The sequence below is a fragment of the Roseitalea sp. MMSF_3546 genome (genome assembly GCF_030732865.1).
GTDB lineage: Bacteria > Pseudomonadota > Alphaproteobacteria > Rhizobiales > Rhizobiaceae > Roseitalea.
Genome location: NZ_JASHKB010000010.1, coordinates 57,153 through 82,557, shown reverse-complemented (window position 1 = coordinate 82,557; position 25,405 = coordinate 57,153). Strand labels below are relative to the sequence as shown.

General features: G+C 68.0%; 22 protein-coding genes. 11 read left to right on the top strand and 11 right to left on the bottom strand.

From position 1 onward, the window contains the following. Positions 1-70 precede the first annotated feature (70 nt). The 5 genes from RBB34_RS10125 to RBB34_RS10105 all read left to right on the top strand — a co-directional run bounded on the left by RBB34_RS10125 (position 71) and on the right by RBB34_RS10105 (position 5,818). Complete coding sequence (locus RBB34_RS10125; protein WP_306119101.1) at positions 71-442, top strand: hypothetical protein; 372 nt, start codon at positions 71-73, stop codon at positions 440-442. Between the two features lie 138 nt (positions 443-580). Next, positions 581-1,621, top strand: coding sequence for a succinylglutamate desuccinylase/aspartoacylase family protein (locus tag RBB34_RS10120; RefSeq protein WP_306119100.1), 1,041 nt, complete (start codon positions 581-583; stop codon positions 1,619-1,621). A gap of 23 nt (positions 1,622-1,644) precedes the next feature. After that, positions 1,645-2,808, top strand: a complete 1,164-nt coding sequence (locus RBB34_RS10115; RefSeq protein ID WP_306119099.1) for an iron-containing alcohol dehydrogenase — start codon at positions 1,645-1,647, stop codon at positions 2,806-2,808. Between the two features lie 10 nt (positions 2,809-2,818). Beyond that, complete coding sequence (locus tag RBB34_RS10110) at positions 2,819-4,321, top strand: sulfatase-like hydrolase/transferase (protein ID WP_306119098.1); 1,503 nt, start codon at positions 2,819-2,821, stop codon at positions 4,319-4,321. A 9-nt stretch (positions 4,322-4,330) separates the two neighbouring features. Next, positions 4,331-5,818, top strand: a complete 1,488-nt coding sequence (locus tag RBB34_RS10105) for a M81 family metallopeptidase (protein WP_306119097.1) — start codon at positions 4,331-4,333, stop codon at positions 5,816-5,818. A 2-nt stretch (positions 5,819-5,820) separates the two neighbouring features. Here the strand turns inward: RBB34_RS10105 and RBB34_RS10100 are convergent, their stop codons facing one another. The 3 genes from RBB34_RS10100 to RBB34_RS10090 form a co-directional block, all read right to left on the bottom strand. Beyond that, a complete protein-coding gene (locus RBB34_RS10100; RefSeq protein WP_306119096.1) occupies positions 5,821-6,708 on the bottom strand; it encodes an ABC transporter permease in 888 nt (295 codons plus the stop codon). After that, the gene (locus RBB34_RS10095) at positions 6,695-7,645 is read right to left on the bottom strand and encodes an ABC transporter permease (RefSeq protein WP_306119095.1); all 951 of its coding nucleotides are present in this window, start codon (positions 7,643-7,645) and stop codon (positions 6,695-6,697) included. The genes RBB34_RS10100 and RBB34_RS10095 overlap by 14 nt, the downstream gene beginning before the upstream one ends. Positions 7,646-7,759: 114 nt before the next feature. After that, positions 7,760-9,328 carry an ABC transporter substrate-binding protein gene (locus tag RBB34_RS10090; RefSeq protein WP_306119094.1) on the bottom strand — a complete coding sequence of 523 codons (1,569 nt, stop codon included), beginning with the start codon at positions 9,326-9,328 and terminating at the stop codon, positions 7,760-7,762. Between the two features lie 243 nt (positions 9,329-9,571). Between RBB34_RS10090 and RBB34_RS10085 the strand changes: the two genes are divergently transcribed. Then, a complete protein-coding gene (locus tag RBB34_RS10085; RefSeq protein ID WP_306119093.1) occupies positions 9,572-10,354 on the top strand; it encodes a GntR family transcriptional regulator in 783 nt (260 codons plus the stop codon). On the opposite strand, the gene RBB34_RS10080 is transcribed toward RBB34_RS10085, so the two are convergent. Then, a complete protein-coding gene (locus RBB34_RS10080; protein WP_306119092.1) occupies positions 10,338-11,747 on the bottom strand; it encodes a sulfatase-like hydrolase/transferase in 1,410 nt (469 codons plus the stop codon). The genes RBB34_RS10085 and RBB34_RS10080 overlap by 17 nt on opposite strands. 2 nt (positions 11,748-11,749) lie before the next feature. After that, the gene (locus RBB34_RS10075; RefSeq protein ID WP_306119091.1) at positions 11,750-12,868 is read right to left on the bottom strand and encodes a mandelate racemase/muconate lactonizing enzyme family protein; all 1,119 of its coding nucleotides are present in this window, start codon (positions 12,866-12,868) and stop codon (positions 11,750-11,752) included. Positions 12,869-13,126: 258 nt separating this feature from the next. Here RBB34_RS10075 and RBB34_RS10070 point away from each other — a divergent pair, with 258 nt between their 5' ends. The 3 genes from RBB34_RS10070 to RBB34_RS10060 are packed head-to-tail and all read left to right on the top strand — an operon-like array spanning position 13,127 to position 16,426. Beyond that, complete coding sequence (locus RBB34_RS10070; protein ID WP_306119090.1) at positions 13,127-14,140, top strand: ABC transporter ATP-binding protein; 1,014 nt, start codon at positions 13,127-13,129, stop codon at positions 14,138-14,140. Then, positions 14,133-15,173 (top strand): ABC transporter ATP-binding protein, encoded by a 1,041-nt coding sequence (locus RBB34_RS10065; RefSeq protein ID WP_306119089.1) that lies wholly within the window; start codon positions 14,133-14,135, stop codon positions 15,171-15,173. The genes RBB34_RS10070 and RBB34_RS10065 overlap by 8 nt, the downstream gene beginning before the upstream one ends. After that, positions 15,170-16,426: a sulfatase-like hydrolase/transferase gene (locus RBB34_RS10060; protein ID WP_306119088.1), complete on the top strand. Its 1,257-nt coding sequence runs from the start codon at positions 15,170-15,172 to the stop codon at positions 16,424-16,426. The genes RBB34_RS10065 and RBB34_RS10060 overlap by 4 nt, the downstream gene beginning before the upstream one ends. Positions 16,427-16,471: 45 nt before the next feature. Here the strand turns inward: RBB34_RS10060 and RBB34_RS10055 are convergent, their stop codons facing one another. Continuing rightward, positions 16,472-17,344, bottom strand: a complete 873-nt coding sequence (locus tag RBB34_RS10055) for a hypothetical protein (RefSeq protein ID WP_306119087.1) — start codon at positions 17,342-17,344, stop codon at positions 16,472-16,474. Between the two features lie 118 nt (positions 17,345-17,462). Here RBB34_RS10055 and RBB34_RS10050 point away from each other — a divergent pair, with 118 nt between their 5' ends. After that, positions 17,463-19,298: an autotransporter outer membrane beta-barrel domain-containing protein gene (locus RBB34_RS10050; RefSeq protein ID WP_306119086.1), complete on the top strand. Its 1,836-nt coding sequence runs from the start codon at positions 17,463-17,465 to the stop codon at positions 19,296-19,298. Between the two features lie 11 nt (positions 19,299-19,309). After that, complete coding sequence (locus tag RBB34_RS10045) at positions 19,310-19,585, top strand: hypothetical protein (RefSeq protein ID WP_306119085.1); 276 nt, start codon at positions 19,310-19,312, stop codon at positions 19,583-19,585. 103 nt (positions 19,586-19,688) lie between these two features. Here the strand turns inward: RBB34_RS10045 and RBB34_RS10040 are convergent, their stop codons facing one another. Genes RBB34_RS10040 through RBB34_RS10020 form a run of 5 tightly spaced genes read right to left on the bottom strand, consistent with a single transcriptional unit; the run spans position 19,689 to position 25,403 of the window. Continuing rightward, on the bottom strand, positions 19,689-20,525 hold the full coding sequence (locus RBB34_RS10040; protein WP_306119084.1) for an SMP-30/gluconolactonase/LRE family protein: 837 nt from the start codon (positions 20,523-20,525) through the stop codon (positions 19,689-19,691). A 23-nt stretch (positions 20,526-20,548) separates the two neighbouring features. Continuing rightward, positions 20,549-22,318, bottom strand: coding sequence for a CoA-transferase (locus tag RBB34_RS10035; RefSeq protein ID WP_306119083.1), 1,770 nt, complete (start codon positions 22,316-22,318; stop codon positions 20,549-20,551). A gap of 16 nt (positions 22,319-22,334) precedes the next feature. After that, positions 22,335-23,351, bottom strand: a complete 1,017-nt coding sequence (locus RBB34_RS10030) for a hypothetical protein (RefSeq protein ID WP_306119082.1) — start codon at positions 23,349-23,351, stop codon at positions 22,335-22,337. After that, positions 23,348-24,577, bottom strand: a complete 1,230-nt coding sequence (locus RBB34_RS10025; protein ID WP_306119081.1) for a CaiB/BaiF CoA-transferase family protein — start codon at positions 24,575-24,577, stop codon at positions 23,348-23,350. The genes RBB34_RS10030 and RBB34_RS10025 overlap by 4 nt, the downstream gene beginning before the upstream one ends. A gap of 25 nt (positions 24,578-24,602) precedes the next feature. Next, on the bottom strand, positions 24,603-25,403 hold the full coding sequence (locus RBB34_RS10020; protein WP_306119080.1) for an SDR family NAD(P)-dependent oxidoreductase: 801 nt from the start codon (positions 25,401-25,403) through the stop codon (positions 24,603-24,605). Positions 25,404-25,405 lie beyond the last annotated feature (2 nt).

Here is a 25,405-nt window from a genome sequence, read left to right as displayed (position 1 = left end):
CAGGTCCTGTCGGCCAATGGCGGGCCAACGGGCACCGGCTCGGCGCAAGCTCGGCGCGCTAGAACGACCCATGGTCGCCGACGGCCGTGCCCGCTTTCGGGGGCATTGCCGCCAACAACCGGTGCGGGGAACGATGCGGCTGCCGATGCTTTTGACTTTGCTGGTCGTGTCGGGCTGCGTCGCGCAGCAGTCAAAGCCCTTCGTCAGCAAGACCTATTCGGAACTGCGCATCGCCTGGGGCGAGCCGGTTTCCGATATCACCAATGACAGGGGCGAACGCGTCGTCCACTATCTGCGCGACCGGGGCATCGTCCGCTACAACATGCCGAAGCGGGGCATCGTGGCCTCCACCGAGAGTTGCCTGGTGAGCTTCGTCATGCGGCCGCAGGGCACCGACTGGATCATCACCGAAGCGCGCTGGCCGGTGAAGCTGGCCTGCTAGCGGTCCGGTTCGGCCGGTTCCGCGGCATCGATCCGGACGCGGTTGACAACCGACATTTAGTATACAATTATACGAAATCGGGTGCGGGCGTGCCCAGTCCGCCCGCTCTCGTCGCGACCGCTCACGGGAGGAGAAGCAGTGTCCGCCGCATCCGCTGCCAGCCGCATCCATTGTCCGATCGATTTCGGCAGGCAGGGCCGGCAGGCGGGCTATCTGCGCGCACCGCATTCGCGCGACAATTCCGGCTGGGGCACGATCGAGATTCCGATCTACTGCCTTGCCAATGGCGAAGGACCGACGGTGCTGCTGACCGGCGGCGTGCATGGTGACGAATATGAGGGTCAGATCGCCATATCGCGTCTGGCGCAGACGCTCGATGTGGACCGCATCCAGGGACGCATCATCATGATGCCGGCGGTCAACATTCCCGCCGTCCTTGCCGACCGGCGGCTGTCGCCGATCGACGGGCTCGACATCAATCGCTGCTTTCCGGGCGATGCGCGCGGGACGTTCACGCGCATGCTTGCGCACTTCATGGATTCGGTCGTCCTGCCCCATGCCGATGTCTCGGTCGATCTGCACACGACCGGCCACTCGGCCGACTGCGCGTTGTCGACCAACATGCACGACCTGCCCGACGCGGCCATGCGGGACAAGACACTCGCAGCCGCGGCGGCGTTCGGCGCACCCTACAATGTCGTCTTTGCCGGGGTCGACGAGGGCGCCACCTTCACCTCCTGCGTGGAGCGGCGCGGGATCGTCTCGCTGGGCACGGAGCTGGGCGGCTGGGGCCGGGTGAACATCGAGGGCGTGCGCATCGCCGCGCGCGGCATCGACAACATCCTCAAGCATTTCGGCGTGATCGAGGGCGAGCCCGACCTCGCGCAGGCCGATGGCACGTTCGGCACGCGGCACATGATGGTGCGCGAGCGCGATGCCTTTCACTTCGCGCCGCGCGACGGCCTGTTCGAGCCGACCCATTATGCCGGCGAGACGGTGGAGGAAGGCGCGGTGGCCGGCTATCTGCACGTCATCGAGGATGTCGACACGCCGCCCATCGCGATCACCTATGCACGCTCGGGCGTCATCTGGTGCGGTGCCGGGCCGGGGCGGGTGAGGCGGGGCGATGCCGTCTGCGTCGTCATGGAGGATTTCGCCCCGGACCGGCCGGCGCACTGAGCGTCCGAAGGGAGAAGGCGCGCATGGGTGGTCCCGTTTTGGGCGATTTCGATTTTGCCACCACGCCGCGCACGGTGTGCGCTTTCGGCGAGGCCGCGCGGCTGGGCGAGCATTGCGCGCGGGCGGGCGCGCGGCGCGTCATGCTGGTCAGCGACCGGGGCGTGGCCGGCGCCGGCCTGCTCGACGCGCCGCAGCGCGCCGTCGAGGCCGCCGGCATGGCATGCCTGCCCTGGACCGAGGTGCAGGCCGACCCGCCGCAGGCCGGCATCGAGGCGGCGGTGCGGGCGGCTCGCGCCTTCGGCGCCGATCTCGTGGTCGGGCTGGGCGGCGGCAGCCCCATGGATACGGCCAAGCTGGTGGCGCTGCTGTGCGGCCGCGACCAGCCGCTCGACGCCATCTTCGGGATCGGGCTCGCCCAGGGCCCGCGCCTGCCGCTGATCCAGGTGCCGACGACGGCCGGCACCGGTTCGGAGGTCACCCCGATCGCCATCGTCACCACGCCGGCCAGCGAGAAGAAGGGCGTGGTCTCGCCGCTGCTCTTTCCCGACCTTGCCGTGCTCGACGCCGAACTCACCATGGGCCTGCCGCCGGCGGTGACCGCGGCGACCGGCGTCGATGCCATGGTCCATGCCATCGAGGCCTATACCAGCCGGCACAGGAAGAACCCGGTCAGCGACGCGCTCGCCACCGGCGCGCTGCGCCTGCTCGCCGGGCACATCGACGAGGCGGTTTCGGCAAACCCCGGCCGCGCAGCGCGCCAGGCCATGCTGGTCGGCGCGCACATGGCAGGCATGGCGTTCGCCAACGCACCGGTGGCGGCGGTGCACGCGCTGGCCTATCCGCTGGGCGGGCATTTTCACGTCCCGCACGGCCTGAGCAACGCGTTGGTGCTCACCGAGGTTCTGCGCTTCAACGTCCCGGCCGCCGCGACCGCCTATGGCGAGCTTGCCGCCTGCCTGGACATGGCCGGCACCGGCGGCAATTGCGACGGCGCCCGTTTCATCGAGGCCGTCGCGGCGCTGGTCGCGCGCATGCCGATGGCCCAGCGCCTGCGCGAGGTCGGCGTCACCGAAGCCGATCTCGACCGCCTCGCCGAGGACGCCATGAAGGTCGAGCGGCTGCTCGTCAACAATCCACGCGCGATGACGCTCGCCGATGCGCGCGCCATCTACCGCGCGGTCCTGTGAGGGCATGGCGATGAGCACCGAACGCCGACCCGACATCGTCTACATCATGTCCGACCAGCACGCCCGCAAGGTGGCGGGGTGCTATGGCGATACGGTCGTCGCCACGCCGCATCTGGACGCGCTGGCGCGGCAGGGCGTTGTCTTCGACAATGGCTATTGCCCCTCGCCGATCTGCGTGCCGAGCCGCATGTCGGCCTTCACCGGGCAATGGCCGTTCGAGCAGCAGTGCTGGACGCTGCAGGATCATCTGGGCACGGACCGGCCCACCTGGATGCACGCGCTCGGCGCGGCGGACTACCGGCCGACGCTGGTCGGACGCATGCATGCGGTCGGCCCCGATCAGCATCACGGTTTCGCCGAGCGGATCGGCGCCGAACCCGGGCCGCACTGGCCCGGCGTGCCGCGGCAGGATCTGGGCGTGCTGGCCGGCGCGCAGGGGCCGGCGCGTGTCAGCGTCGAGCGCTCGGGGCGCGGCCAGTCCGCCTATCAGCTCGCCGACGAGGAGGTGGCGCGCGATGCGGCGCAATGGCTCGACGGCGTCGGCCGGCGGCGCCGGGCCGGCGATGCCGAGCCGTTCTGCCTGATGGTCGGCTTCACCCTGCCGCATTGCCCGTTCGTGGCGCGGGGCGAGGATTTCGATGCCTATGACGGCAGGGTCGGCCCGCCCGAGCATCCGCCGCCCGATCCTTCGCGCGAGCATCCCTGGCTGGCGAAATGGCGCGCGGCCTGCGGTATCGCCACGCTCGAGCCCGCCGATGTGCTGCGCGCCCGCACCGCCTATTACGGGCTGGTCGCACGGACCGATGCGCTGGTCGGCCAGGTGCTCGCCGCGCTCGACCGCAACGGCCTGCGCCAGAACACGTTGATCGTCTACACCTCCGACCATGGCGAGCAGATCGGCGAGCGCGGCCTGTGGTGGAAGAACACCTTCTATGAGGAATCGGCCGGCGTGCCGCTGATCGTGTCATGGCCGGGGCATCTGCCGCACAACGAGCGGCGCGGCCATGTCGTCAACCTGATCGATATCGGCGCGACGCTGATCGATGCAGCGGGGGCGCCCGGACTGCCGGCCTCGCACGGCCGCAGCCTGCTGGGAATCGCGCGCGATCCGGCGGCGCCCTGGGAGAACGTCACGTTCAGCGAATATGTCACCGACACGGCGGCCGCCTGGACCGGCCCGGAGGCAACGCGCCAGCGCATGATCCGCTCGGACCGCTACAAGCTTGTCGTCATCGACGGCTACCCGTCCATGCTCTTTGATCTTGAAGACGATCCGGCAGAGCGGCGCGATCTCGCCGGCGATCCGGCCCATGCCGGCATCCGCGAAGACCTCGAGGCGCGCGTCTTCGCCAATTGGGACCCGCGCGCCATCGAGGCAATCGTCGCCCGGCGGCAGCAGGAGAAGACGATCCTGCACCGGTGGGCGGCCCGGACCCGCCCGCCGCTTCATTTCGTGCGCCCGCTCGATCCGGCCGAGAGCTGGCTCGACGATAGGCCCCGCGCCAACGCTTGAGGATATCCCATGGCCCGCATTCTCGTCGTCGCGCTGCAACAGGAAGTGTCGACCTTCAATCCCGTGCCGAGCACCTATGAGGACTTCGCCGTCACGAAGGGCGCGGCCATGCTGGACACCTTTGCCGGCACGGACACCTATGCCGGCGGTGCGCTCGACGTGCTTGGAAAGGCCGGCGGCGTCGAGATCGTGCCGGTCTACAGCGCGCTCGCCTGCAGTGCGGGGACGCTGGCGGCACACGATTATCAGCGCATCCGCGAGGAATTGCTGGCCGCGGTCGCCGAGGCGGCACGGGGCGGCGTCGATGGCGTGCTGTTCCTCATGCATGGGGCGATGGCGGCGTTCGGCCAGACCGATCCGGAGGGCGATGTGCTCGTCGCCGTGCGCGCGATCGTGGGGCCGGAGCCGGCCTTCGCCATGTCGCTCGACCTGCACGGCATCCTGACGGGGCGGATGCTGGCGGTGTGCCCGGCGGTGGCGGTCCTGAAGACCTATCCGCATGTCGATTTCGCCGATGCCGGCGCGCGGGCCGCCCGGCTGCTGCTCGGCCAGCTTGCCGAAGGGTGGCGGCCGGCGGCAGCGCGCATCCGGATGCCGATTCTGGTGCGCGGCGATGAATGCATCACCGAGACCGGCATTTACGGACGCTATCTGGCGCGTGCCACCGCGCTCGAGGGCAGGGACGGCGTCGTCTCGACCGCGCTGATGATCGGCAACCCGTTCACCGACGTGGCCGAACTGTGCTCGCAGGCCATCGCCGTCACAAGGGGCGATGCGCAAGCGGCCGAGGCGGCGGCGCGGGCGGTCGCGGACGGCTTCTTCGACGAGCGGGCCCGCATGCAGGCCGATCTGGTCTCGCTCGATGCGGCCGTGGAACTGGCCCGCTCGCGGACCTTCCCTCTCGTGCTCAAGGATGCGGCAGACGCGCCCAGTTCCGGCGCTTCGGGCGACAGCGTCGAGATCCTGCGCGCGCTGCACGCCGCCGGCATTTCGGCCAGCGTCCTGGCGCCGGTCGTCGATCGGCCGGCGGTCGAGCGGGCCTTCGCGACAGGCGTCGGCGGACGCGCGACGTTCCGGCTTGGCGGGACGTGCGATCCGCGCTTTGCCGCGCTCGAGATCGAGGCCGAGGTGGCCATGCTGTCGGACGGGCGCTACCCGATGGAGACCTGGGGCACGATGGAGCAGGCGGGCCGCTGCGCCAAGCTGCGCGCCGGACCCTTCACGATCATCGCCACCAGCCGGCCCGTCCAGCTCTTCGACCGGTCGCTTTTTTTCGGCCATGGCGAGGATCCGCACCGGTTCGATGTCAATATCGTCAAGTCGCCGCACTGCCAGCGGCAGTTCTACGACGACTGGGCGGCCCGGACCGTGTCGGTCGATGCGATCGGGGCGACCAGCGCGCGCGTCCAGACGCTGGGCCATACCGTCTGCGCGCGGCCGATCTACCCGCTCGACCCGGACACGCCTTTCGAGGTCGCCGTCGAGCACTTCGGCTGAGTTCACAGATTGCGCAGGCGCGGATCGAGACTGTCGCGCAGGCCGTCGCCGATGATGTTCAGGCCGAGCACGGAAATGGCGATGGCGACACCGGGCGCCAGCGCGATCCACGGCGCCTCGCGGATATAGGACCGGCCCTCGGCGATGATGTTGCCGAGGCTGGGCGTCGGCGGCGGCGGGCCGACGCCCATGAAGCTGAGCACGGCTTCGGCCAGGATTGCCACGGAGAAGACGAAGGTGAGCTGGACGATCAGCGGTGGCATGGCGTTGGGCAGGATGTGGCGCAGGACGATGCGCCGGTCATGGGCACCGCAGGCGCGGGCGGCTTCCACATAGGGCATCTCGCGCACCACCAGCACCGAGCCGCGCACGATGCGCGCGGTGCGCGGCATGAAGGTGATCGTCAGCGCGATGGCGGCGTTGACCACCGAAGGGCCCAGGGCCGCGGCGAGCGCGATCGCCAGCAGCACGCCGGGAAACGCCATCAGTCCGTCCATGACGCGCATCAGGGGCGAATCCAGCCAGCGCACATAGCCGGTCAGGACGCCGATGATCGTGCCCAGCACGCCGGTGGCGATCACCACGATGATGCCGACCACCAGCGACAGTCGCGTGCCGTGGATGACCCGGCTGAGGATGTCGCGGCCGAAGGCGTCGGTACCGAGCAGGTGCGCGTCGCCCGGCGCGGCCAGCATGGCGCGGTAGTTGTTCTCGTTGGGATCGAACGGCGCGATCAGGTCGGCGAAGATCGCCACCAGCACGATCGCGCCGAACAGGATGCCGCCGATCTGGATCGAACGGTGTGCGCCGAGCTTGCGCAACTGCATGCCCAGTTCGCGCAGGGCGGGCGCGAAGGTCCCGGGCACGGAATCGACGTCATTGCTTGCCATGGCGGACCCTGGGATCGATGAAGGTGTACAGGATGTCGACGGCGATGTTGACGAACACGAAGATCGCCGCGGTCAGCAGCAGCCCGCCCTGGACGATCGGGTAGTCGCGGTTCTGGATGGCGCCGATGATCAGCCGGCCGACGCCGGGCAGCGAGTAGACCACCTCGATGACGACGGCGCCGCCGAGCAGCAGGCCGGTCATGATGCCGATCAGCGTGACGACCGGGATCAGCGCATTGCGCAGCGCGTGCTTGAACAGGACGACATGCCCCGGCATGCCCTTGGCGCGCGCGGTGCGCACATAGTCCTGGCCGAGCTGTTCGAGCATGGACGAGCGCACCATGCGCGCGATCACGCCCATCTGCGTGAGCGCCAGCGTCATGGCGGGCAGGGTCATCGCGTTCAGCCAGCCGATCGGGTCTTCGGCGAGCGGCACGTAGCCGCCGGTCGGAAACCAGCCCAGCTCGACGGCAAAGAAGAAGATCAGGACCAGACCGAACCAGAAATCGGGCAGTGACAGGCCGATCAGCGCGCCGGTCATGGTCAGCTGGTCGATCCAGCTGTTGTGGTTGGCCGCGGCCACGACGCCTAGCACGAAGCCGAAGACGATCGCCAGCACGAGAGCCAGGAAGGTCAGCGAGAGCGTCACCGGCAGGCGCTCGATGACGGCGTCGACCACGGACCGGTTGAGCACGTAGGACTGGCCGAGGTCACCCTTGAAGAGGTTGCCGTACCAGATCAGCGCCTGCTCGAAGATCGACCGGTCGAGGCCGAGCCGCTCGCGGATGGCGGCCAGTTCGGCGGCCGAGGCGTCGGGGCCTGCGATCTGCGAGGCGACGTCGCCGGGCACCAGCCACATCAGAAGGAAGGTGACGACGGAGACGACGAACAGGACCGGAATCGCCGACAGGACCCTTGGGACAATGACCGATCGCATGGGTTGATCCGGTTGACACGACTGAAGCGCAGAGGATGCCGGGTTTCGGGACCGGCTTGCAAGAGCGGCGGCGGAACCGGTGCCCGCCGCCGCCTCTGGTTCTTGCGGGAGGTGTTACTCGAACCAGATGTCGTGCACGCGCGGGGCGCGGAACGGCTTGAAGCCCTTCAGGCTGGCCGAGCCGGCCTGCATGCGCCCGACATCGCCGATCTTGATCTGCGGGACCAGGTCGTAGATCAGCGACTGCAGTTCGGCAAAGGCGGCCTGGCGTTCCTCGACGGTCGCCCCGGTGATCAGGTCGTCATAGGCCTGATCGATCTCGGGATGGGTTGCGCGCTGATGCGGCTGGTCGCCGGTCATCTTGGCGGCGATGCCATACGGTCCCAGGAACGGCTCGAGCCCCTGCATCAGGGTCCAGCCGTTCCAGCCCTCGTCGGTCAGGCGGATCTTCAGCACGGTGGCCCAGTCGAGCTGCTTGACCACGGCATTGATGCCGATGTCCGAAACCTGATCGGCAATGACGACCGCAGCGCGGCTGTGCTCGCCATAGTTGGGATCGGTCAGGATCAGGAATTCCTGCCCGTCATAGCCGCTCCGGTCCAGGTACTCCCTGGCCTTTTCGAGGTCGGGCGCCTCGTAGATGTCAGCGCCGATATCGCCGGCAAAATAGGTCCGGCCCGGATACTGCCAGCCATGGTTGAGGTCGTAAAAGCCCTCGGTGGCGATCGCCATGACCTCTTCGCGATCGATGGCGTGCAGCACCGCACGGCGAAAGTCGACATTGTCGGTCGGCGGCAGTTGCCAGTTCATGATCAGTGTCAGGAATGCCCATTGGCGCGCTTCGAACACCGTCAGTTCCGGGTCGTCCATCATGCGCTTGGCGGCGGGCACCGGGATCTGGTCGGCCCACTGCACCTCGCCCGCCTCCAGCGCTGCGATCCGCGCGCCGGCCTCGGGGATGATGCGGTAGGTGGCCGTGTCGACATAGGGCGTCTTCTTGCCGCCGAATCCGGTCGGTCCGTCATGATCCTGACGCGCCGAATACTCGTCGAAGCGTGCAAGCGTGACGTGGCTGTCGGGCACGAACTCGACGAATTTGTAGGGGCCGGTCCCGATGAACTCGATCTCGTTGGCCGGCTTGGCCGCCTCTTCCTCCGGGATGATCACGGCGGGCGCGCGCGGCGAGGCGAAACCCTCGATGAAGGTCGGCGTCGGCTCGCTCATGTGGAACGTGACCTCGTAGTCGCCGGTGATCTCGATCTCCTTGACCTTGTCGAGCATGCCGCGCGTGGCGCCGACCTCGCGGTAGCGTTCGAGCGAGGCCTTCACGTCGCTCGCCATCATCTCGTCGCCATTGTGGAACTTCACGCCCTGGCGCAGCGGAAAGACATAGCTCAGCCCGTCCTCGGAGGTCTCGATGCGCTCGGCGAGCATCGGGATCGGCGTGACGTTCTCGTCGATCGTGACCAGCGATTCGTAAATGTTCATGTTGATGTTGCGCGCGCTCTCCGACGACGAGGTCATCGCGTCGAGGCTTGGCGGGTTGGCGCTCTGGGCGAGAACGAAGTCGCCGCCCATCGTCTGGGCCTGCGCGGCCAGAGGCGCCGCAGCGAACGCGACGCCGACCGCAATGGCCGCCGCGCGCAGCAAGGCACCGTGCCCTGATCGTGGAGCAATCGTCATATCGGGTCTCCTCCCTTGGTTGCTGATCGGGGTGCTGATCCGAAATCGCGCCGGGGCGCAACCTCAATTTCGTATGATTGTATACCATTTGCAACTTGATGCAAGGCCGAACTGCGACTATGAGTAATCGCGGTGCCGGGCCTTGTGCCGGGCGCAGGGGCGCTCGCCCGTCGGCCGCGGCCGGCATCGGGGCAGGCGGCCGTTCGGGCCGCATCGGAACCGGCGATCAACACGAGGACGCGCATGGCGAGCAAACGGGCCACGGCAGGCAACGGGCACAGACAGGCCGCGAACAGGCGGGGCGAGAAGGTCAGCGCGCTCGCGCCGATCGCGCCGCGCATGCTTGCCGAGACAGTGGTCGAGGCGATTGTCGAGGCCGCGGCCAAGGGCCACTTCCTGCCCGGCGACCGGATCGTGGAGGCCGATGTCGCGCGCCAGCTCAATGTCAGCCGGGTGCCGGTGCGCGAGGCATTGCGGCTTCTCGAGAGCCAGGGGATCGTCGAGAACATTCCCTATCGCGGCATGCGGCTGATGAGCATCACGCCCGAAAGCATGAAGAGCCTGCGCAAGGTCCGGCTGGTGCTGGAACTGCTCGCCGGCGAGGAACTGCAGGCCATGGTCAGGACCGATCCGCAGATCCTCGAGCCGCTGTCGCGATGCGTCGACGATCTGCGCGCGGCGGCGCGGGCCAACGACACGCTCAAGGTGGCGCTGCTCGACATCGATTTTCACCGGATCATGTGCGAGCTGACCGGCAACAGCGCGCTGATGCGCGCCTGGGAGCCACTGGCGCGGCAGCTGACGATCGTGATCGGGCTGTCGACCTATCTGCAGGAGAGCCTGAAGACGATCGTCAAGGAGCATGTCGACCTGATCGAGGTGCTCCGCAACGGCGATGGCGAGCAGCTTCGGGCGATCATGGAAGAGCACATCCTCGAAGTGCCCGACGCGGTCAATTACGAGTTGCTGCGCGCCCAGCGGCCCGATCGGCCGGGTTCGCAGGCGGGTGCTACGCAACGGGCCTGATCGGAAAGTCATCGCCGGTCTCGGCGACAAGCCGCGTCAGCCGCTCGTGCAGTTCGAGCATTTCCGCGCGCCGCGTCGGCCGGCCGACCAGATTGGCCTGTTCATAGGGGTCGGCGCGCAGGTCGAAATGCATCCAGGGCCGGGTGCCGGAGGCGTTGCCGATGACGACATATTTGGCCTGGCGCGTCCGGATGCCGCGCCAGGTTTCATCGTGATAGCGCCGCGCCGGCCGAACCTCGGCGACGAACTCGATCAGCACGCCCTCACGGTCGGGTTCGGGGGCCGCTCCGCCGATCAGTCCCGACAGATCGAGCCCCGGCGCATCGGGCTCGGCGCCGCCGGCCAGGCCGACCAGCGTCGGAAACAGATCCTCGGTGCACAGCGGCACGCCGCAGCGGCGGCCGGGCGGCACCAGCGCCGGGTCGGTGGCGTGAACGATGAACGGAACGCCGATCGATTCCTCGAAGGGCTCGGCCTTGCCCAGCATGCCGTGGCTGCCGCCCAGTTCGCCATGGTCGGACAGGAAGACAAAGACCGTCGGCCGCGAACGCTCTCTGGCTTCGGCTAGCAGTCTTGCCATTTGCGCGTCGATGACCTCGATCATCGCGCAATAGGTCTGCATGTTGGCCGCGAAGATGGCCCGGCGCTCGGCGCCGCTGGCCGATGCCATGGTCTTGCCGCCCGCGAGCATCTGGTCCCATTCGGGCGGGAAGGCCGATATCGCGTCGATGTCGACATTGGGCGCTGGCCGGAACGGCCCGCGCCGGCGCACCGCCTCGATGGCTTCGTCCGGCGCCGAAAAGGGCGGGTGCGGGGCTTCGACCGACAGCAGCAGGAAGCCCGGCCGATCGCGCGGCGTGTCCAGCCAGTGGCGGGCGATGTCGAACAGCGCATCGGTCTGATAGCCGGGCAGGGGCCGCGGCTCGGTCTCCTCGTCGAAGAAGATCCACGTGTCCCGGTAATCGTTGCGCAATTCGAAGCCGCGCCAATCGTCCCATCCCCTGCGGCTGGCGGGCGGGATCGGTGTCCGGTTCGCCTGGGCCAGCGTCTGCCCGCCAACGGTCCCGTACAGCGAATGCAGGTGCCATTTGCCGACATAGGCGGTGTGGTAGCCGCAGGCGCGCACCGCCTCGCCCAGCGTTCGCTCGGCCGGCGACAGCCGGTAGCCGAGCGCCGGCACCATGCGCGTGTGGGCGTACTGGCCGGTCATCAGCGAAAAGCGGAACGGCACGCATGCGGGAAAGGTCGATGACAGGCAATCGAAGGCGATCCCTTCATGGGCCATGGCATCGAGCGTCGGCGTGCGCAGGTTCGGATCGCCATAAAAGCCCAGCGCGTCGCGCCGCATCTGGTCGGTAAGGACGACGACGATGTCGGGCCGTTCGTCCGCCACCCTCACAAGGCCTCGACGAGATATGTCTCGATCGTCTCGAAGTTCGGCTCGAAACCCAGTCCCGGTTCCTCGGGCACGGCCATGTAGCCATCGTGCTGCCGGAACGGTTTTCTTGCGAGGTTGCGCGAGATCTCCGAGGGCTCGACGCAGTATTCGAGCATGAGCGCGTTGGGCACGGCGGCCAGGAAAGTGAGCGAAGCGGCGGTGTTCAGGTCCGTGGTGAAGTTGTGATTGGCGACCATGACCCCCTTCTGCGCGGCGTGGTCGGCGATCTTCATCGCCTGGGTCAGCCCGCAGCGGGTCAGGTCGATCTGGGCCAGGCCGATGCCGCCTTCCTCGATCAGCCGCGCGAAGCCGCGCTGGGTGCACTCCTCCTCGCCGGCGGCAAGGCGCTGGACGATGTTGTCCGATACCTTCTTGTAGCCCGCCAGATTGTCCGGATGCATGGGCTCCTCGATCCAGGTCAGGTCGTAGGGCTCGAACAGGCGCGCACGCTGTATCGTGGTCGGCGCATCCCAGATCAGGCCGACATCGACCATGATGTCGTAGTCGTCCCCGCCGGCCTTGCGCAGCGCCTCCAGATAGGCGCAATCGGTGGCCGCGTCGCGGCCGAATGGCTCCCAGCCGAACTTGACCGCGGTGAAGCCCTCGTCCTTCGCCTTGCGCAGCCGATCGGCGGTCTCCTCGGCGGTGAACTGGAACATGTTGGACGAATAAACGCGCAGCCTGTCGCGATAGCGCCCGCCAAGCAGACGCCAGACCGGCTGGTCGAGCGCCTTGCCCTTGATGTCCCACAGCGCGAGGTCGACGCCGGCCATGGCCTGGATCACCGCGCCCTCGCGGCCGTAATAGAGCGTGCCCTCGTACATCTTCGTCCACAGGCGCTCGACGTCCATGGGGTCTTCGCCGACCAGCAGGTTGCGCAGGCCGGTGACGAGGGTGTGCGACATGGGCGCATCGATGATCGCCTTGGCCACCCACGGGCAGCCATCGACCTCGCCCCAGCCGGTCACGCCCGCATCGGTGTCGACGCGCACAAGAAGGGTGTCTTGCGAGCTGTCGGTGCGCGCCTTTATCGTCGGCAAGCGCAGGTAGAGGGCGGCAACGTCGGTGATCTTCATCGAAGGCTCCAGTGGTCGGACAGAATCGGTGCGCGGGGCGAGCGCAAGGGTGGCCGGGCCGGGCGCGCGCTGCGGCTGGAAAGCGCCGTCGCCGCGCGTGGCCCACGGCAAGCTCTGGTGTATGCGGCAGATGCCATGGGTCCCCGGAGCGTTGACTTGCGATGGCACGATTGTATAAATGTATACGATAAAGGGCAACTCAAAAATGCCCGCCGGCGGCCGGACCGGGCACCGGGACACCACAGTCGGGAGCGCGCCTTGGGCGATCAGCCGCTTTTGTCGATCCGCGATCTGACCGTCGCAAAGGGGCGCCTGCGCCTGGTGGAGGGCGTCTCGCTCGACCTGATGGCCGGCAAGACGCACGGGCTGGTGGGCGAGTCGGGCAGCGGCAAGTCGGTTACCGCCATGGCCGCCATGCGGCTTTACGATTCGCGCCAGTTCGACATCACCGCCCAACGCCTGACATTGGGCGATCGCGACCTGCTCTCGCTGTCAGAGGGCGAGATGCGGCGCATTCGCGGCGCGCAGATTTCCATGATCTTCCAGGAACCGATGTCGGCGCTCAATCCGGTGCTTACGGTCGGCGAGCAGATCATCGAGACGCTGTGTATCCATCAGAACCTGTCGCGGCGCGCCGCGCGCAAGCAGGCGCTCGACATGCTCGAATGGGTGCGCATTCCGGCCGCCCGGCAGCGGCTGGACGAATATCCCCATCTGATGTCGGGCGGCATGCGCCAGCGCGTGATGATCGCCATCGCGCTCGCCTGCCGGCCGAAGCTGCTGATCGCCGACGAGCCGACCACCGCGCTCGATGTGACGATCCAGGCGCAGATCCTCGAGCTTCTGCACGACTTGCAGGCCGAACTGGGCATGAGCATCCTGCTGATCACCCACGACCTGGGCGTGGTGGCCGGCTATGCCGATCATGTCTCGGTCATGTATGCCGGCCGCATCGTCGAGACCGCGCCCGTTGCCGGCATCTATGCCGGCCCGCGCCATCCCTATACCGAAGGGCTGATGGCCAGCCATCCGCCGGTCGACGCCGATGTCGACGAACTCAGGACCATTGCCGGCACCGTGCCGCAGCCCGACCGCCGGCCGCCCGGCTGCCGGTTTGCGCCGCGCTGCGGGTACAGCCGGCCCGCATGCGAGGCGCTCGATCCGCCGCTCATCGATTTCGGGGGGGGCCAGGCCGCCGCCTGCATCCGCCATACCGACTACCGCCTGCCCGGCCAGGGGCACACCCTTGCCGCCGAGATGGACCATGTCTGACACGCTGACCGACCGGCCGCTGGCGACCACCCAGGAGCCCGCCTTCGTGCGCGTTCACGGGCTGACCAAGCATTTTCATGTCGGCCGGGGCGGGCTGTTCGGCGGCGGCCAGAAGACGGTGCGCGCGGTCGACGGCGTCTGCTTCGCCATCGGCAAGGGCGAGACGCTGGCGCTGGTCGGCGAGAGCGGCTGCGGCAAGACCACCGTCGGCCGGCTGGTGCTGCGGCTGATCGAGCCGACCGATGGCACGGTCGCCATCGACAATTGCGACATCGGCGCGCTCGATGACGAGGCCATGCGCGCCTTTCGCCGCCGCATCCAGATCGTCATCCAGGATCCGTTCGGCTCGCTCAACCCGCGCATGGTGGTCGGCTCGATCATCCTCGAGCCGCTCGATGTCCATGGCGTCGGAACGCCGGCCGAGCGGCGCGCGCGGCTTGCCGAACTGCTCGATCTGGTCGGCCTGCCGCGCGATTTCGCCGGCCGCTTTCCGCACGAATTGTCGGGCGGCCAGCGCCAGCGGGTCGGCATCGCGCGCGCCCTGGCTCTGGAGACCGACTTTCTCGTCTGCGACGAGGCGGTGTCGGCGCTCGACGTCTCGGTGCAGGCGCAGATCGTCAACCTGTTGCAGTCGATCAAGAAGAAGCGGCGGCTGACCTATCTGTTCATTTCCCACGATCTGGCGATCGTCCGGCACGTCTCCGACCGGATCGCGGTGATGTATCTGGGCCAGATCGTCGAGATCGCGCCCAAGAAGACGCTGTTCGATGCGCCCGCCCATCCCTACACGCAGGCGCTGCTGGAGGCGGTGCCCCGCGCCAGGGCCGGCGAACGGCCCGTGGCGGCCATCGCCGGCGATGTGCCCAGCCCCGTTGCGCCGCCGCCCGGGTGCCGGTTCCACACGCGCTGCCCGCATGTGATGGACATCTGCCGGCAACAGGACCCGGCGGCCCGCGATCTGGGCGGCGGCCATTACGCCGCCTGCCATTTGCTTGCGGACAAGCCAGTTGTCGACCAGAGGATGCCGGAATGACCAAGCAGCCCAACATCGTGCTCATCCTGTCGGATCAGCATCGCGCCGACGCGATGGGCTGCGCGGGCAGCGCCTTCGTGAAGACGCCGCACCTGGACCGGCTGGCTGCCGAGGGCGTGCGCTTTGCCAATGCCTATACGCCCTGGCCGGTGTGCACGCCGGCGCGCGCCAGCATGTGGACGGGCGCCTATCCGCATGCCCACGGCATCATCGACAATGTCTACGGCATCGACAATGCGTTCGCCGAGCGCGGCCGCATCGAACGCACCGTGTTCGACGCGCTCAGGGATGCCGGCTATCGGACCGCCCATTTCGGCAAATGGCATCTGGGCGAGGCGCAGCCGCCCTTCTTCGACATCTGGGAGGAGAGCTTCAATTCGCGGCTGGGCCACTTCCTCGACGGCCGGATCGACGGCACCTACCGGCCCGATGTGCAGACCGATGCGTCCATCGCCTTTCTCAGGCAACAGGCCGAGGCCGGCGACCGTCCCTTCGTGATGGTGCAGAGCTATTATCCGCCGCATGATCCCTTTATGGCGCCGGCGCGGTTCTATGACCCCTATCGCCATCGCGGCGTTCCCTTTGCCGGCTATTACGCGGCGATCGGCGCGCTCGACTGGAACATCGGCCGCATACTGGCAACGCTCGACGAGACGGGCCTGCGGCGCGACACGCTGGTCGTCTACTATTCCGACCATGGCGAGACGTTCCTGTACCGGCGCGAGGGCGAGCACAAATTCGTGTGCACCGACGATGCGATCCGCGTGCCGATGATCGCCTCCATGCCCGCCACGGTGCCCGGCGGGGCGGTGTGCGGTAAGCCCGTGGGCCTGCAGGACCTGGCGCCGACCATGACCGAACTGGCCGGCGCGAAGGCGCTGTCGCCATGTCATGGCGCGAGCCTGTGGCGCCTGATGCTGGGCGAACCGGAGCCCGACTGGCGCACCGGCTACTATGTGCAGAACCTCACCCATGTCAGCGCCATCGCCCAGCGCGCCTGGACCGAGGACGGCTGGAAGCTGATTGCCTCGGCGAACGGCGCCCATGAACTCTACAACCTCGGCGCCGACCCCGAGGAGGAGTGGAACATCTACCGCACGCCGCGGCCCGACCCGGGCTTCGAGCGCTACAAGCACTATCGCGATTATGGCGACATCATCGAGCGCCTGCGCGCCCGCGCCATCGACTACGCCCGCCAGATCGGCGACGGCGAAGGCGTGGCATTGCTTGAAACGCCCTATAGCGGCGAGTGAGACGCGGCCGATGCTTGCCTGCCCGCCGGCTGCTGGAGCCGTGCTCTAAAGAAAAGTGGTTCGGCCGGGCCAGGTGTCCGTCATCGGCATGGCCGCGCGCCGCAACCGGTGGCGCCGTGAATCCTTGACCGCCGCGCCGCCGTCCCACAGGCGTCCCGATCCGTAGAAGCGGCTGTGCAGTTCGGCCCGGCTCGAAACGCCGAAGGTCCTGTAGAGCGACTGCACATAGCCGTGAAAGGTACCCGGCCTGACGCCGATCGTTGCGGCCGCGTCGGCCTCGCGCGCCCCTGCCAGCAGCGCGCCCAGCGCCTGCCTGTGCCTGTCGGTCAGGCTTGCGACCGGGCTGGTCGCGTCGGCGAGCCGATTGCCCGCCAGCCCGCGCAGCTCGGCGGCGATGAGGCCAAGCCGCTGGCGATCCCGGCCCGAGAACGGGGCCGCGTCGGCCGGACGCATGCATGTCGCAAGGTTCCATCGATCCTCGGCCACCTCGCCGATCGCGGTGATCGCGGTCATGATGTCGCCGATCCCGGCCGGCGCCATGTACTGCCGGTAGATGTCGCTCTGGCGATAGGTGCGCACCTCGATCAGCTGGCTGCAGGCGGCGACCACGACGTCCGAACGCAGCGTGTCGAGCGCGCGACGCATCGGGTCGCGCCGGTTCGCACCGTCGATCTGATAGCGCACGAAATGGGACTGCGCCTCCGGGCTCGGCCAGCCATGGTCGACCATGTGACGGACCATTGCCCGCTCGTCGTCCCAGATGGCCGCGACCTCGCCGCACAAAGTGACTTGCGCGTCGGACAGGGCGGCCAGTTCGATGCACAACTGCATGCGCCAGCCGAACGGGTCGACGCCATATTGCAGGCACCGGTCGAGCGCGCCGTAAACGGCACGGATATCGTCTTCTTCCCCCGCCATCGCGCCGATTATGCCCGAGCCGCATCGTGCGTGCCATGCCTGCCCGGGCCGCTACGATTTTTCCCTCTGATCAGACCATTGCGGGCGATTGCCACCGAAAATAGCCTTTCGGGCGAGGGTGGCGAGACCGGCAGAGCGGGGCGCGGTGCCGGGCACGGACGGGGCGGGCGAGATGATCCATGTGCATCGACGACGGCGGCTGCTTGTTGCCACGGTCCTGTCCGGGTGCCTGGGTCTTGGCGCAGGCGCCGCGGGACTGGCGCAGACCTTCACCATCACCGAGACCGAGTTCGCGCCCGGTGACATGGACAATGTCGTCTATCGGCAAATCAATTCGAATTCCGGAACGCCGACCGTGACCGCCGTGCAGGGCACGACCGGCAACCCGGGTCCATATCGGGAGTTGACCCACTTCCTGCCCCGCGACACCGGAATTGGCAGTCTCGACCTGCTGACGACGCCCGCAAAGACCTATCACCCTGCGGCCCAGGGTGCGATCAGTTCCCTTGCGGTGTCGCGAGATGCCATCATCGTCCAGAACCTGGACGACAGCGGCACGGACATCGGGGGCGGTGTCGTCGGATCGGTCTTCGGCCTGCGGCAGAACGGGGTCTTGTACTTCGCGCGCGCGCAGCTTCTCTCCATCGACAGCCGAGCCTTCGACGGCCAGGCGCTGAACGGTCTGACGGCACAGGACTTCACCGACGTCAATGGCAACCACCCCGACTTCTCGGAGACCGGCGGGCCAATCGAGTTCGGATTTGCCCATTCCAACACGCGAACCGGGTCTGGTGCCCTGCTCGTGCCAACCTACGGCTACGACAATGTCGTCATCGTCCTGGGCACGGGCGGCGTGCCGGTCGCGGTGACGCCGATGACGATCCCGGCTGAACGCGACGCGGTGCGCGATGCGACGCGCGCCGCCCATGACAGCGTTCATGAACGCATGCATGGCGGCCACTTCTGTTCGGTATGCGCCGTCGCCGGCCCGAGCCCGACGCCGGCCATCGACACGCTGCGCTATGGGCCGGGCGATTCGCCATGGGCGGCCGCACCGGCCGGCGTCTATGCCGCCGATCTCGCCATCGCCGATTTCGCCGCCGCGCCCCCGCCGCGCCAGGACCGCTGGACGGTGTTCGGCTCGGCGGTCTATGGCGCCGGCTCGTCCGAGCCGAGCGCCGGCCAGGCTGGCCAGGACTACCATCTCGCCGGGGCGACCATCGGCATCGACCGGCTGTTCGGGCCCCGCCTTGCGGTCGGCGCGGCGTTCAATTTCGGCCGTGTCGACGGCACCTTCGACGAGGGCGGCGGCACCAACGATGTCGGCGTCGTCACGGCCCTGGCCTATGCCGGCTGGCAGCCCAACGAGTTCGCCTATCTCAACGGCGTGGTCAGCTACGGCGTCGGCGAGATCGACCGGATGCGCAATGTCGACGGGCTGGGCTCGGCCTCCGGCTCCACGGCCTCGCGCACCTTTGCCGCGAGCGTGCGGGCCGGCGCGGACGTGCCGCTGCTCGACAGCCCGTTCCTCGTCGGCGGTTCGGTCAGTCTCGACTACCAGTCGACGACGATCGACGCCTACACCGAGACCTCGGCCGGCGCACCGGCCTTCGCCGTTCCCGAACAGCATGCGCGATCGGCGCGGCTCTCGGTCACCGGGCGCCTTGCCCGTCCCGTCGAGCGCGATTGGGGCATCATCGTGCCCAATCTGAGCCTGACCTACGGGCGCGAACTGCTCGATGATGGCGAGATCCTCACCGTGACGGCGCAGAACACCGGCTTCACCACGGGCGTGACCGTCGACGATCCGGCGCGCGACACGCTGACGCTCGCCGGCGGGGTCTATGCGTCATTTGAGGGCGGCTCTTCGATCGGTGTGTCGGCCTCGACCACACTCTTCAACGACGAAAGCGCGCAGACGACGGTGAGCCTGCGCGGGCGAATCAGGTTTTGAGGGGGAAGGCGATGGGACGACAGCGAGCGAAAGGCCTGTTCCAGTTCACGCCCGAGGGTGCGCCGCTTCTTTCGTCAGGGAGCGCGTTGGGTTTGCTGCTTTTGCAGACGACCTGCACTCAATACTTCAGTCAGGTGGATTATAATCTGGCATTGGACGCCTGCATATCGGACGGCCATTCCATTGAACGCTGTGTTGAATTTGCCAACTGCAAGGCTTTTGGCAAACTCGGATGTTTTGCCGAGCATCTTGAAGGTCCGGTGACCCCCGCCTGCGCCGCCCTGTGAATGCTCCAAAACAGCCACGCCGTAAACGGCGATCCGGCCGCAACGATACCGGTCCGCATCCCACCGAAGCGGCCCGGCTGACCTCGTCGCTGCCCCAAATCGTTCAGCCGGGCAGGGCGGACAGGTCGACTTCGGCCAGATGCCAGCGGCCAAGGCTCGCCGTGATCAACCTCTCGCCCGTCAGCGCGATATTGGTCGGGTGGGCGAGAATGACGGCGTTGGGATCGTGGATCACCAGTTCGAGCCCGTTGCGTTCGCTGTAGCGGTAGATGCGGCCCGGCTCGTAGCACGAGACCATCAGGTCGCCATTGGGCATGACCAGCACGCCGTCGGGCACCTGCGACAGGCCGTTCGTGACGACGCGCGGCGCGCCGGCCGAACCGTCCGCGGCGATCGGCACGAAGGACAGCCGCGCCGCCGTGCTCTCGACCACGTAAAGGCCCGAGCCGTCCGGCGCCATGGCCATGCCGTTGGCGAAATGCATCGGCGTGCTCGACCACAGCCCGCCTTCGCCGGTTCGAAGGTCATAGCGGTAGATGCCGCCGCCCGGCTCGTCCCAGCCGTGGGAATCGGAGACGTAGAGCCAGCCATTGGCGTCGTCGACCACCGGATAGTTGGGCACCGCGATCCCGCCATCGGCGAACCGGTCGAAGGCGCCCGTCGCCGCCTCGTATCGGAAGATCGCCGCATGCCGCAGGTCGCAGGCATAGCAATTGCCGGCCGCGTCGAAGGCAAGCCCGAGCAGGAAGCCGTCATTTTTGGCAATGCCGGCCATCGCGCTGGCGTCCGCCTTGATGCGCACCAGATCGCCGTTTTCGGTGCCGCACCAGACCGAGCCGTCCGCATGCACGGCCACGCCCTCCGGATGCGCCAGTCGCGGGCTGTCGAATATGCCGTCATAGAAGACCTTTGCGGCACTCATCGGCAATAGCGGTTCCATGCTGTCCTCCCTTGCGCGACGGCTCAGCCCGGCCGCGCCAATCCGGTGATGCGTTCGGTGGCCGCGCGGTCCCGCGCGATGATGTCGTCGAGGATGGCGCCACGCTCGCGCGCGCTGACGAATTCGAGCCGGCGCAGCCCGATCGGGTCGACCTCGTGGCGCAGCGCGAACAGCTCCTTTGCCGTGGGCGGGGCGACATCGGCCACATCCTCGGCGAAGATCACCTTGAACCCGGTATTGGCCTGGACGTCCTCGCGCGTCGCGCCCGGCATCAGTTCGGCGACGACGAGCTGGCCGACCGCCTCGTCATAGCGGAACACGCACATATTGGTGAACACCATGATCGCGCCCGGCCGGTAACCCGCCGCCTCGCGCTCGGCGGCCGAGATCAGTCCGCGCCCGGCGCTGACCACCTCGACCGTCTCGACCATCGCCGCCGGCGCGTGGCGCGGCACATAGACGATGAAGTTCTGATGCATGTTGGCGACATCGGCCATGCCGCCCTGTCCGGGCAGGCGCAGCATGCCGCCCGAGGGTTTGGTCAGGCCGATTGTGTTGGTCCGCCCCTGCGCATCGATCTGCGCGGTGCCGACGATCTCGTGCGTGATGTAGCCGCCCTGATAGGCGAACCAGTAGCTGTCCTCGCCGCCGACATGGCTGACGGCCGTCTGCGCATCCATGGTTTCCATCATCGACAGCGACATGGTGCCGGCCGCCACGTCGATATGCCCGCCCGAAAGCGTCGTGATCATCATCCCCGGCGCATGGGTCGCCTTGGCCAGCCGATAAGCGACATTGGCGAGCGGCGAGACCGCGCCGGCGCTGGCATGGCTTTCATTGTCGAGCGAGCGCGCAATGCGCACCGCCATCACCTCGTCGACCGTCGGCGGCGCATCGGGCGCCACCGCGCCGGGCTGGAACGCGGCCGGCACGATCGCCCGGGCCGGCACCTTGGCGGCATGGCGCATCAGGGGCGGCACGCCGTCCTCGGGCACGGCGAGCGCGTCGACAAGGCGCACGCCCTCGGTCTCCAGGATTTCGCGGATCCGGGCAAAATCGGTGGCATAGTAGGGCAGACACGAGCACGGATAGGCCCCGCCCGGCACATGCGCGATGGCGCTGACCCGGTTGCGCTGAATGATCAGATTGCGGCCATCGGCGTTCAGATGGCCGGCCGGCACCACCTCCTCGACCGTGACGAAGACCTGTTTCGCCGCGCCGGCCTGGATCTTGTCGAGCGCCTGCGCGCCATAGATCTCGACATTGCCGGCGGTGTCGGCGCGCGGGGCGTGCACGCAGAACACGTCGATCTGCCGGGCCTCGACCAGCGCCACCGTCCGGCCGGTGCGCGGATCGGTGTGGGCGGCCAGCGCCGGACACAGCTCCATCATCGACGAGCCCGCCGGAACCTGCATCGGGAGGAAAGGCAGGTTCTGCTCGCGGGCCCGAAGACTCTGGATCAGTGCCAGCGCTGGCCAGTCATTGACCTCGATGGCCCCGGTCTCCGCCGCCTTTCGAAAGCGCGGCGCCAGCCCGAAGATGTCGAGGCTCGAAAAGCAGATGTCGGCGCTGGCGACCGCCTCGGCCTCCAGCAGCATCTCGAGCGGCAGCCCGCCCGCCCAGCTCAGATAGCGCAGGTCTTTCGGGCGCCGCTTGCAGATGGCGCGGACGAGCGCGATCGGCAGGCGCGCGAAATGATGCCCGCCGATCGAGATGCACGCGCCGTCGGCGACCCGCGCGGCCATCTGTGCGACGGTCAGGAACTCCGGGCTGTTGGACTTGACGAGCGACATGGCGGGCCTTTCGCGGTCAGGCGGCATCGACCGCAATGCGGTAACCGATGGTGAGCGGATTGTCGGGATCGAGCGCCACGGCGGTGGGCGTCCCCGCCCGCGCGATCGGACTGTCGGCGCGGGCCGTTGCCGGTGCCAGGCCGAAGGGCGAGCACAGCGGCTCGATGCCGATGCAAAGATGCCGGCTCGACCAGGGCGGGGCGCTGCGTCCGCGATTGGAATACCAAAGCAGCACGCTGGGCAGGATGTCGGCGTCCCAGCTCAGCCGCATGCGATAGCCCTCGGCGGTGTTGACCAGGTCGAAGCGCCCGTCGATACCGTCCAGTTGCAGGAGTTCCTCGACGGCCGCGTCGAAGGGCAGGGCGGTGGCATCGACCGTTTGCCCGTTGATGCCGGGCACTTCGGCGAGCGAGGAAAACCTCCTGTCGGCGGCAAACAGCGGCGCTTCGGGTTCGACCCGTCCCGGATGCGTGCGGCCCGTCGCAAAGCGGCCGGGCGCAAGACGCGCCGCGCCGGCCTCGAGCGGCAGGCGAAAGCAGCCGTGAAGGGCGATCGGCTCGCGCACCGGCCGCCGCGCATGCACGGTCAGCTCGATGTCGAGCGCCGGCGCCTGCGGGTCGGGCCGGACCACGCGTTCGAGCCGGCTGACCGCATCCTCCTGCGGGTAGTCGATGGCCAGCGTGATCGCGTCGGCGCGCGCGTCGGTGAAGGTCCAGTCAGCATTGGAGGAATGCCCGTGCACCGGGCCGGGCGTTGCATCGTCGTCCATCACCGCCTGCCATTCGGCCGGAAAACCGGCCGACGGCATCGGATAGCCGAACGGCACGCAGGGCCATTCCCCGCGCAGGCCCGCGATCAGCCCGCCCGCAGCCAGCGCATCGGGCTCGTCGAACCACGGCGCCACATGCAGCGGGCTGACCGGCCGTCCGTCATCGAGCAGGAACATCGTCGGCCCGATCATCCCGCCGAGCGCCTCGACGCTGACGACGCCGTGCCGCCAGGCCAGTGCCCGGCTTTGCCCGCCCGCAGTCATGCCGAGACGGCCCTGTCCTTGGGCGCCTCCTGCACCGTGATGTCGCCGGCCGCCTCGAGCGCGGCGATCTCCTCGCGCCCGACGCCGAATTCGGCCAGGATCTCGCGGCCATGCTCGCCGATCATCGGAGCCGGCCGGTCGATCGCCGGCGGCGTCTCGGACATCGTAACGGCCGGGCCGACGACTTGCACGTCGCCGGCGAGCGGATGCCCGTAGGACTGGATCATGCCCATATGCGCGACCTGCGGGTCGGCGGCGGCGCGGCGGAAGTCCTTGACCTCGGCGGTCCAGATGTCGGCGGCGAGCAGCTTTTCGAGCAGCGGGTCGCAGTCGAACGTCTTTGTGACCGCGTTGATCTTCTCCCACACCTCGTCGCGCTGGTCGAACAGCACCTGCGGGTCGTCATAGGCGAGCAGCTCCTCGGCGCCGAGCGTCCGGACCAGATGCGCATACGGGCTCATCGCGATCGACACGAAGCGGCCGTCGCGCGTTTCGTAGATGCCGAAGGGCGCATCCATGCCCGGATGGCCGATGCCCGATTTGGGGCGTTCGAAATCGATGCCCAGATTGAGCACGGACACGAACTCCTGCCCCAGATGCGCCAGCATGCCGGCGAGCAGATTGACCTCGATCTTCTGGCCCTTGCCGGTCTTCTCGCGATAATAAAGCGCCGACAGGATCGCATAGACCATGTTCATCGCGCCGATCTGGTCGGCGATGCCCGCGCCCAGCGGCACCGGCGGCTGGTCGGCCCGGCCGGTGGCCGCCGAAACGCCCGAAAGCCCCTGGATCAGCATGTCCTGGCCGGGCCGGTCGACATAGGGTCCGCTTTCGCCATAGCCCGAACCCGAGCAATAGATGATGCGCTCGTTGACGGCTTGAAAATCCTCGTAGCCATAGCCCAGCCGCTCGAGCACCCCGGGCCGGAAGTTCTGGACGACGACGTCGGCCCTGGTCGCCATGTCCATGACGATCTGGTGGATGCGCGGCGATTTCAGATTGACCGCGATCGAGCGCTTGTTGCGGTTCCAGGCCAGAAAGCTGGGGCTTTCCGAACCGCCGACCCAGCGGTTGAAGAAGGTCAGCGAGCGGAACATGTCGCCCTTGCCGGCCCGCTCGATCTTGATGATGTCGGCGCCCATGTCGCCCAGGAGCTGGGTGGCGAACGGCCCCTGCAGCAGGTGGCTGAAATCGAGGACGCGAACGCCGGTCAGTGCTTTTTGCATGGCTGTTTCCTTTCCGCCGGGCGCCTTACGCGTCGTCCGGCTTGAACAGATCGGGCAGGAAGCGCGGCGTGGCGGTCAGACCGCCATCGACGCGCAGATCGATGCCCGTGGTGAACCCGGCCAGGTCCGAGGCGAGATAGACGGCCGCCTCGGCCACCTCCTCGGGCTTGCCGATACGGCCGATGGGATGCATCAGCACCCACGCCTTGGCGACATGCTCGCCCAGATCGGCGACGACCTTTTCGTTCATCGGCGTTGCGATCGTGCCCGGCGAGATCGAATTGACGCGCACATTGTGCTTGCCGAACTCGACCGCCATCTGCCGGGTCATCGACATGATCGCGCCCTTGGCGCCGGCATAGGCCGTCCAGCCGTCGAGCCCGACATGGCCCTGCGCCGAGGCCATATTGATGATCGAGCCGGACTTGGCGGCGATCATGTGCGGCAGGGCGTGTTTGCAGCCGTGAAACACGCTCGACAGATTGGTGGCGATGAGCCTGTCCCATTGCGCGTCGGTCATCTCGTGCACCGGCATGCCGCCAATGGCGACCGCGGCATTGTTGACCAGGATGTCGAGCCGGCCGAATTCGGCGATGGCGGCCTCGATCAGCGCCTTGATGTCCGCGCCGTTCGCAACGTCGCATGGGCGGTAAACGGCCCTTGCGCCGCTTGCCTCGATGGCGGCGACCGTTTCGGCGCCCGCATCGTCGGCGATGTCCCCGATGGCGATGCTGGCGCCCTCGGCCGCCATCGCCTCGGCGATCGACCGGCCGATGCCGTTCGCCCCGCCGGTGATCACCGCAACCTTGTTCGTGAGCCGTGCCATGG

What these genes read in the sequence shown, in the direction of transcription:
- RBB34_RS10125 (WP_306119101.1), top strand. Translation starts at nt 71, where the DNA reads ATGGTCGCCGACGGCCGTGCCCGCTTTCGGGGGCATTGCCGCCAACAA.
- RBB34_RS10115 (WP_306119099.1), top strand. Translation starts at nt 1,645, where the DNA reads ATGGGTGGTCCCGTTTTGGGCGATTTCGATTTTGCCACCACGCCGCGC.
- RBB34_RS10110 (WP_306119098.1), top strand. Translation starts at nt 2,819, where the DNA reads ATGAGCACCGAACGCCGACCCGACATCGTCTACATCATGTCCGACCAG.
- RBB34_RS10105 (WP_306119097.1), top strand. Translation starts at nt 4,331, where the DNA reads ATGGCCCGCATTCTCGTCGTCGCGCTGCAACAGGAAGTGTCGACCTTC.
- RBB34_RS10100 (WP_306119096.1), bottom strand. Translation starts at nt 6,708, where the DNA reads ATGGCAAGCAATGACGTCGATTCCGTGCCCGGGACCTTCGCGCCCGCC.
- RBB34_RS10095 (WP_306119095.1), bottom strand. Translation starts at nt 7,645, where the DNA reads ATGCGATCGGTCATTGTCCCAAGGGTCCTGTCGGCGATTCCGGTCCTG.
- RBB34_RS10090 (WP_306119094.1), bottom strand. Translation starts at nt 9,328, where the DNA reads ATGACGATTGCTCCACGATCAGGGCACGGTGCCTTGCTGCGCGCGGCG.
- RBB34_RS10085 (WP_306119093.1), top strand. Translation starts at nt 9,572, where the DNA reads ATGGCGAGCAAACGGGCCACGGCAGGCAACGGGCACAGACAGGCCGCG.
- RBB34_RS10075 (WP_306119091.1), bottom strand. Translation starts at nt 12,868, where the DNA reads ATGAAGATCACCGACGTTGCCGCCCTCTACCTGCGCTTGCCGACGATA.
- RBB34_RS10065 (WP_306119089.1), top strand. Translation starts at nt 14,133, where the DNA reads ATGTCTGACACGCTGACCGACCGGCCGCTGGCGACCACCCAGGAGCCC.
- RBB34_RS10060 (WP_306119088.1), top strand. Translation starts at nt 15,170, where the DNA reads ATGACCAAGCAGCCCAACATCGTGCTCATCCTGTCGGATCAGCATCGC.
- RBB34_RS10055 (WP_306119087.1), bottom strand. Translation starts at nt 17,344, where the DNA reads ATGGCGGGGGAAGAAGACGATATCCGTGCCGTTTACGGCGCGCTCGAC.
- RBB34_RS10045 (WP_306119085.1), top strand. Translation starts at nt 19,310, where the DNA reads ATGGGACGACAGCGAGCGAAAGGCCTGTTCCAGTTCACGCCCGAGGGT.
- RBB34_RS10040 (WP_306119084.1), bottom strand. Translation starts at nt 20,525, where the DNA reads ATGGAACCGCTATTGCCGATGAGTGCCGCAAAGGTCTTCTATGACGGC.
- RBB34_RS10035 (WP_306119083.1), bottom strand. Translation starts at nt 22,318, where the DNA reads ATGTCGCTCGTCAAGTCCAACAGCCCGGAGTTCCTGACCGTCGCACAG.
- RBB34_RS10030 (WP_306119082.1), bottom strand. Translation starts at nt 23,351, where the DNA reads ATGACTGCGGGCGGGCAAAGCCGGGCACTGGCCTGGCGGCACGGCGTC.
- RBB34_RS10025 (WP_306119081.1), bottom strand. Translation starts at nt 24,577, where the DNA reads ATGCAAAAAGCACTGACCGGCGTTCGCGTCCTCGATTTCAGCCACCTG.
- RBB34_RS10020 (WP_306119080.1), bottom strand. Translation starts at nt 25,403, where the DNA reads ATGGCACGGCTCACGAACAAGGTTGCGGTGATCACCGGCGGGGCGAAC.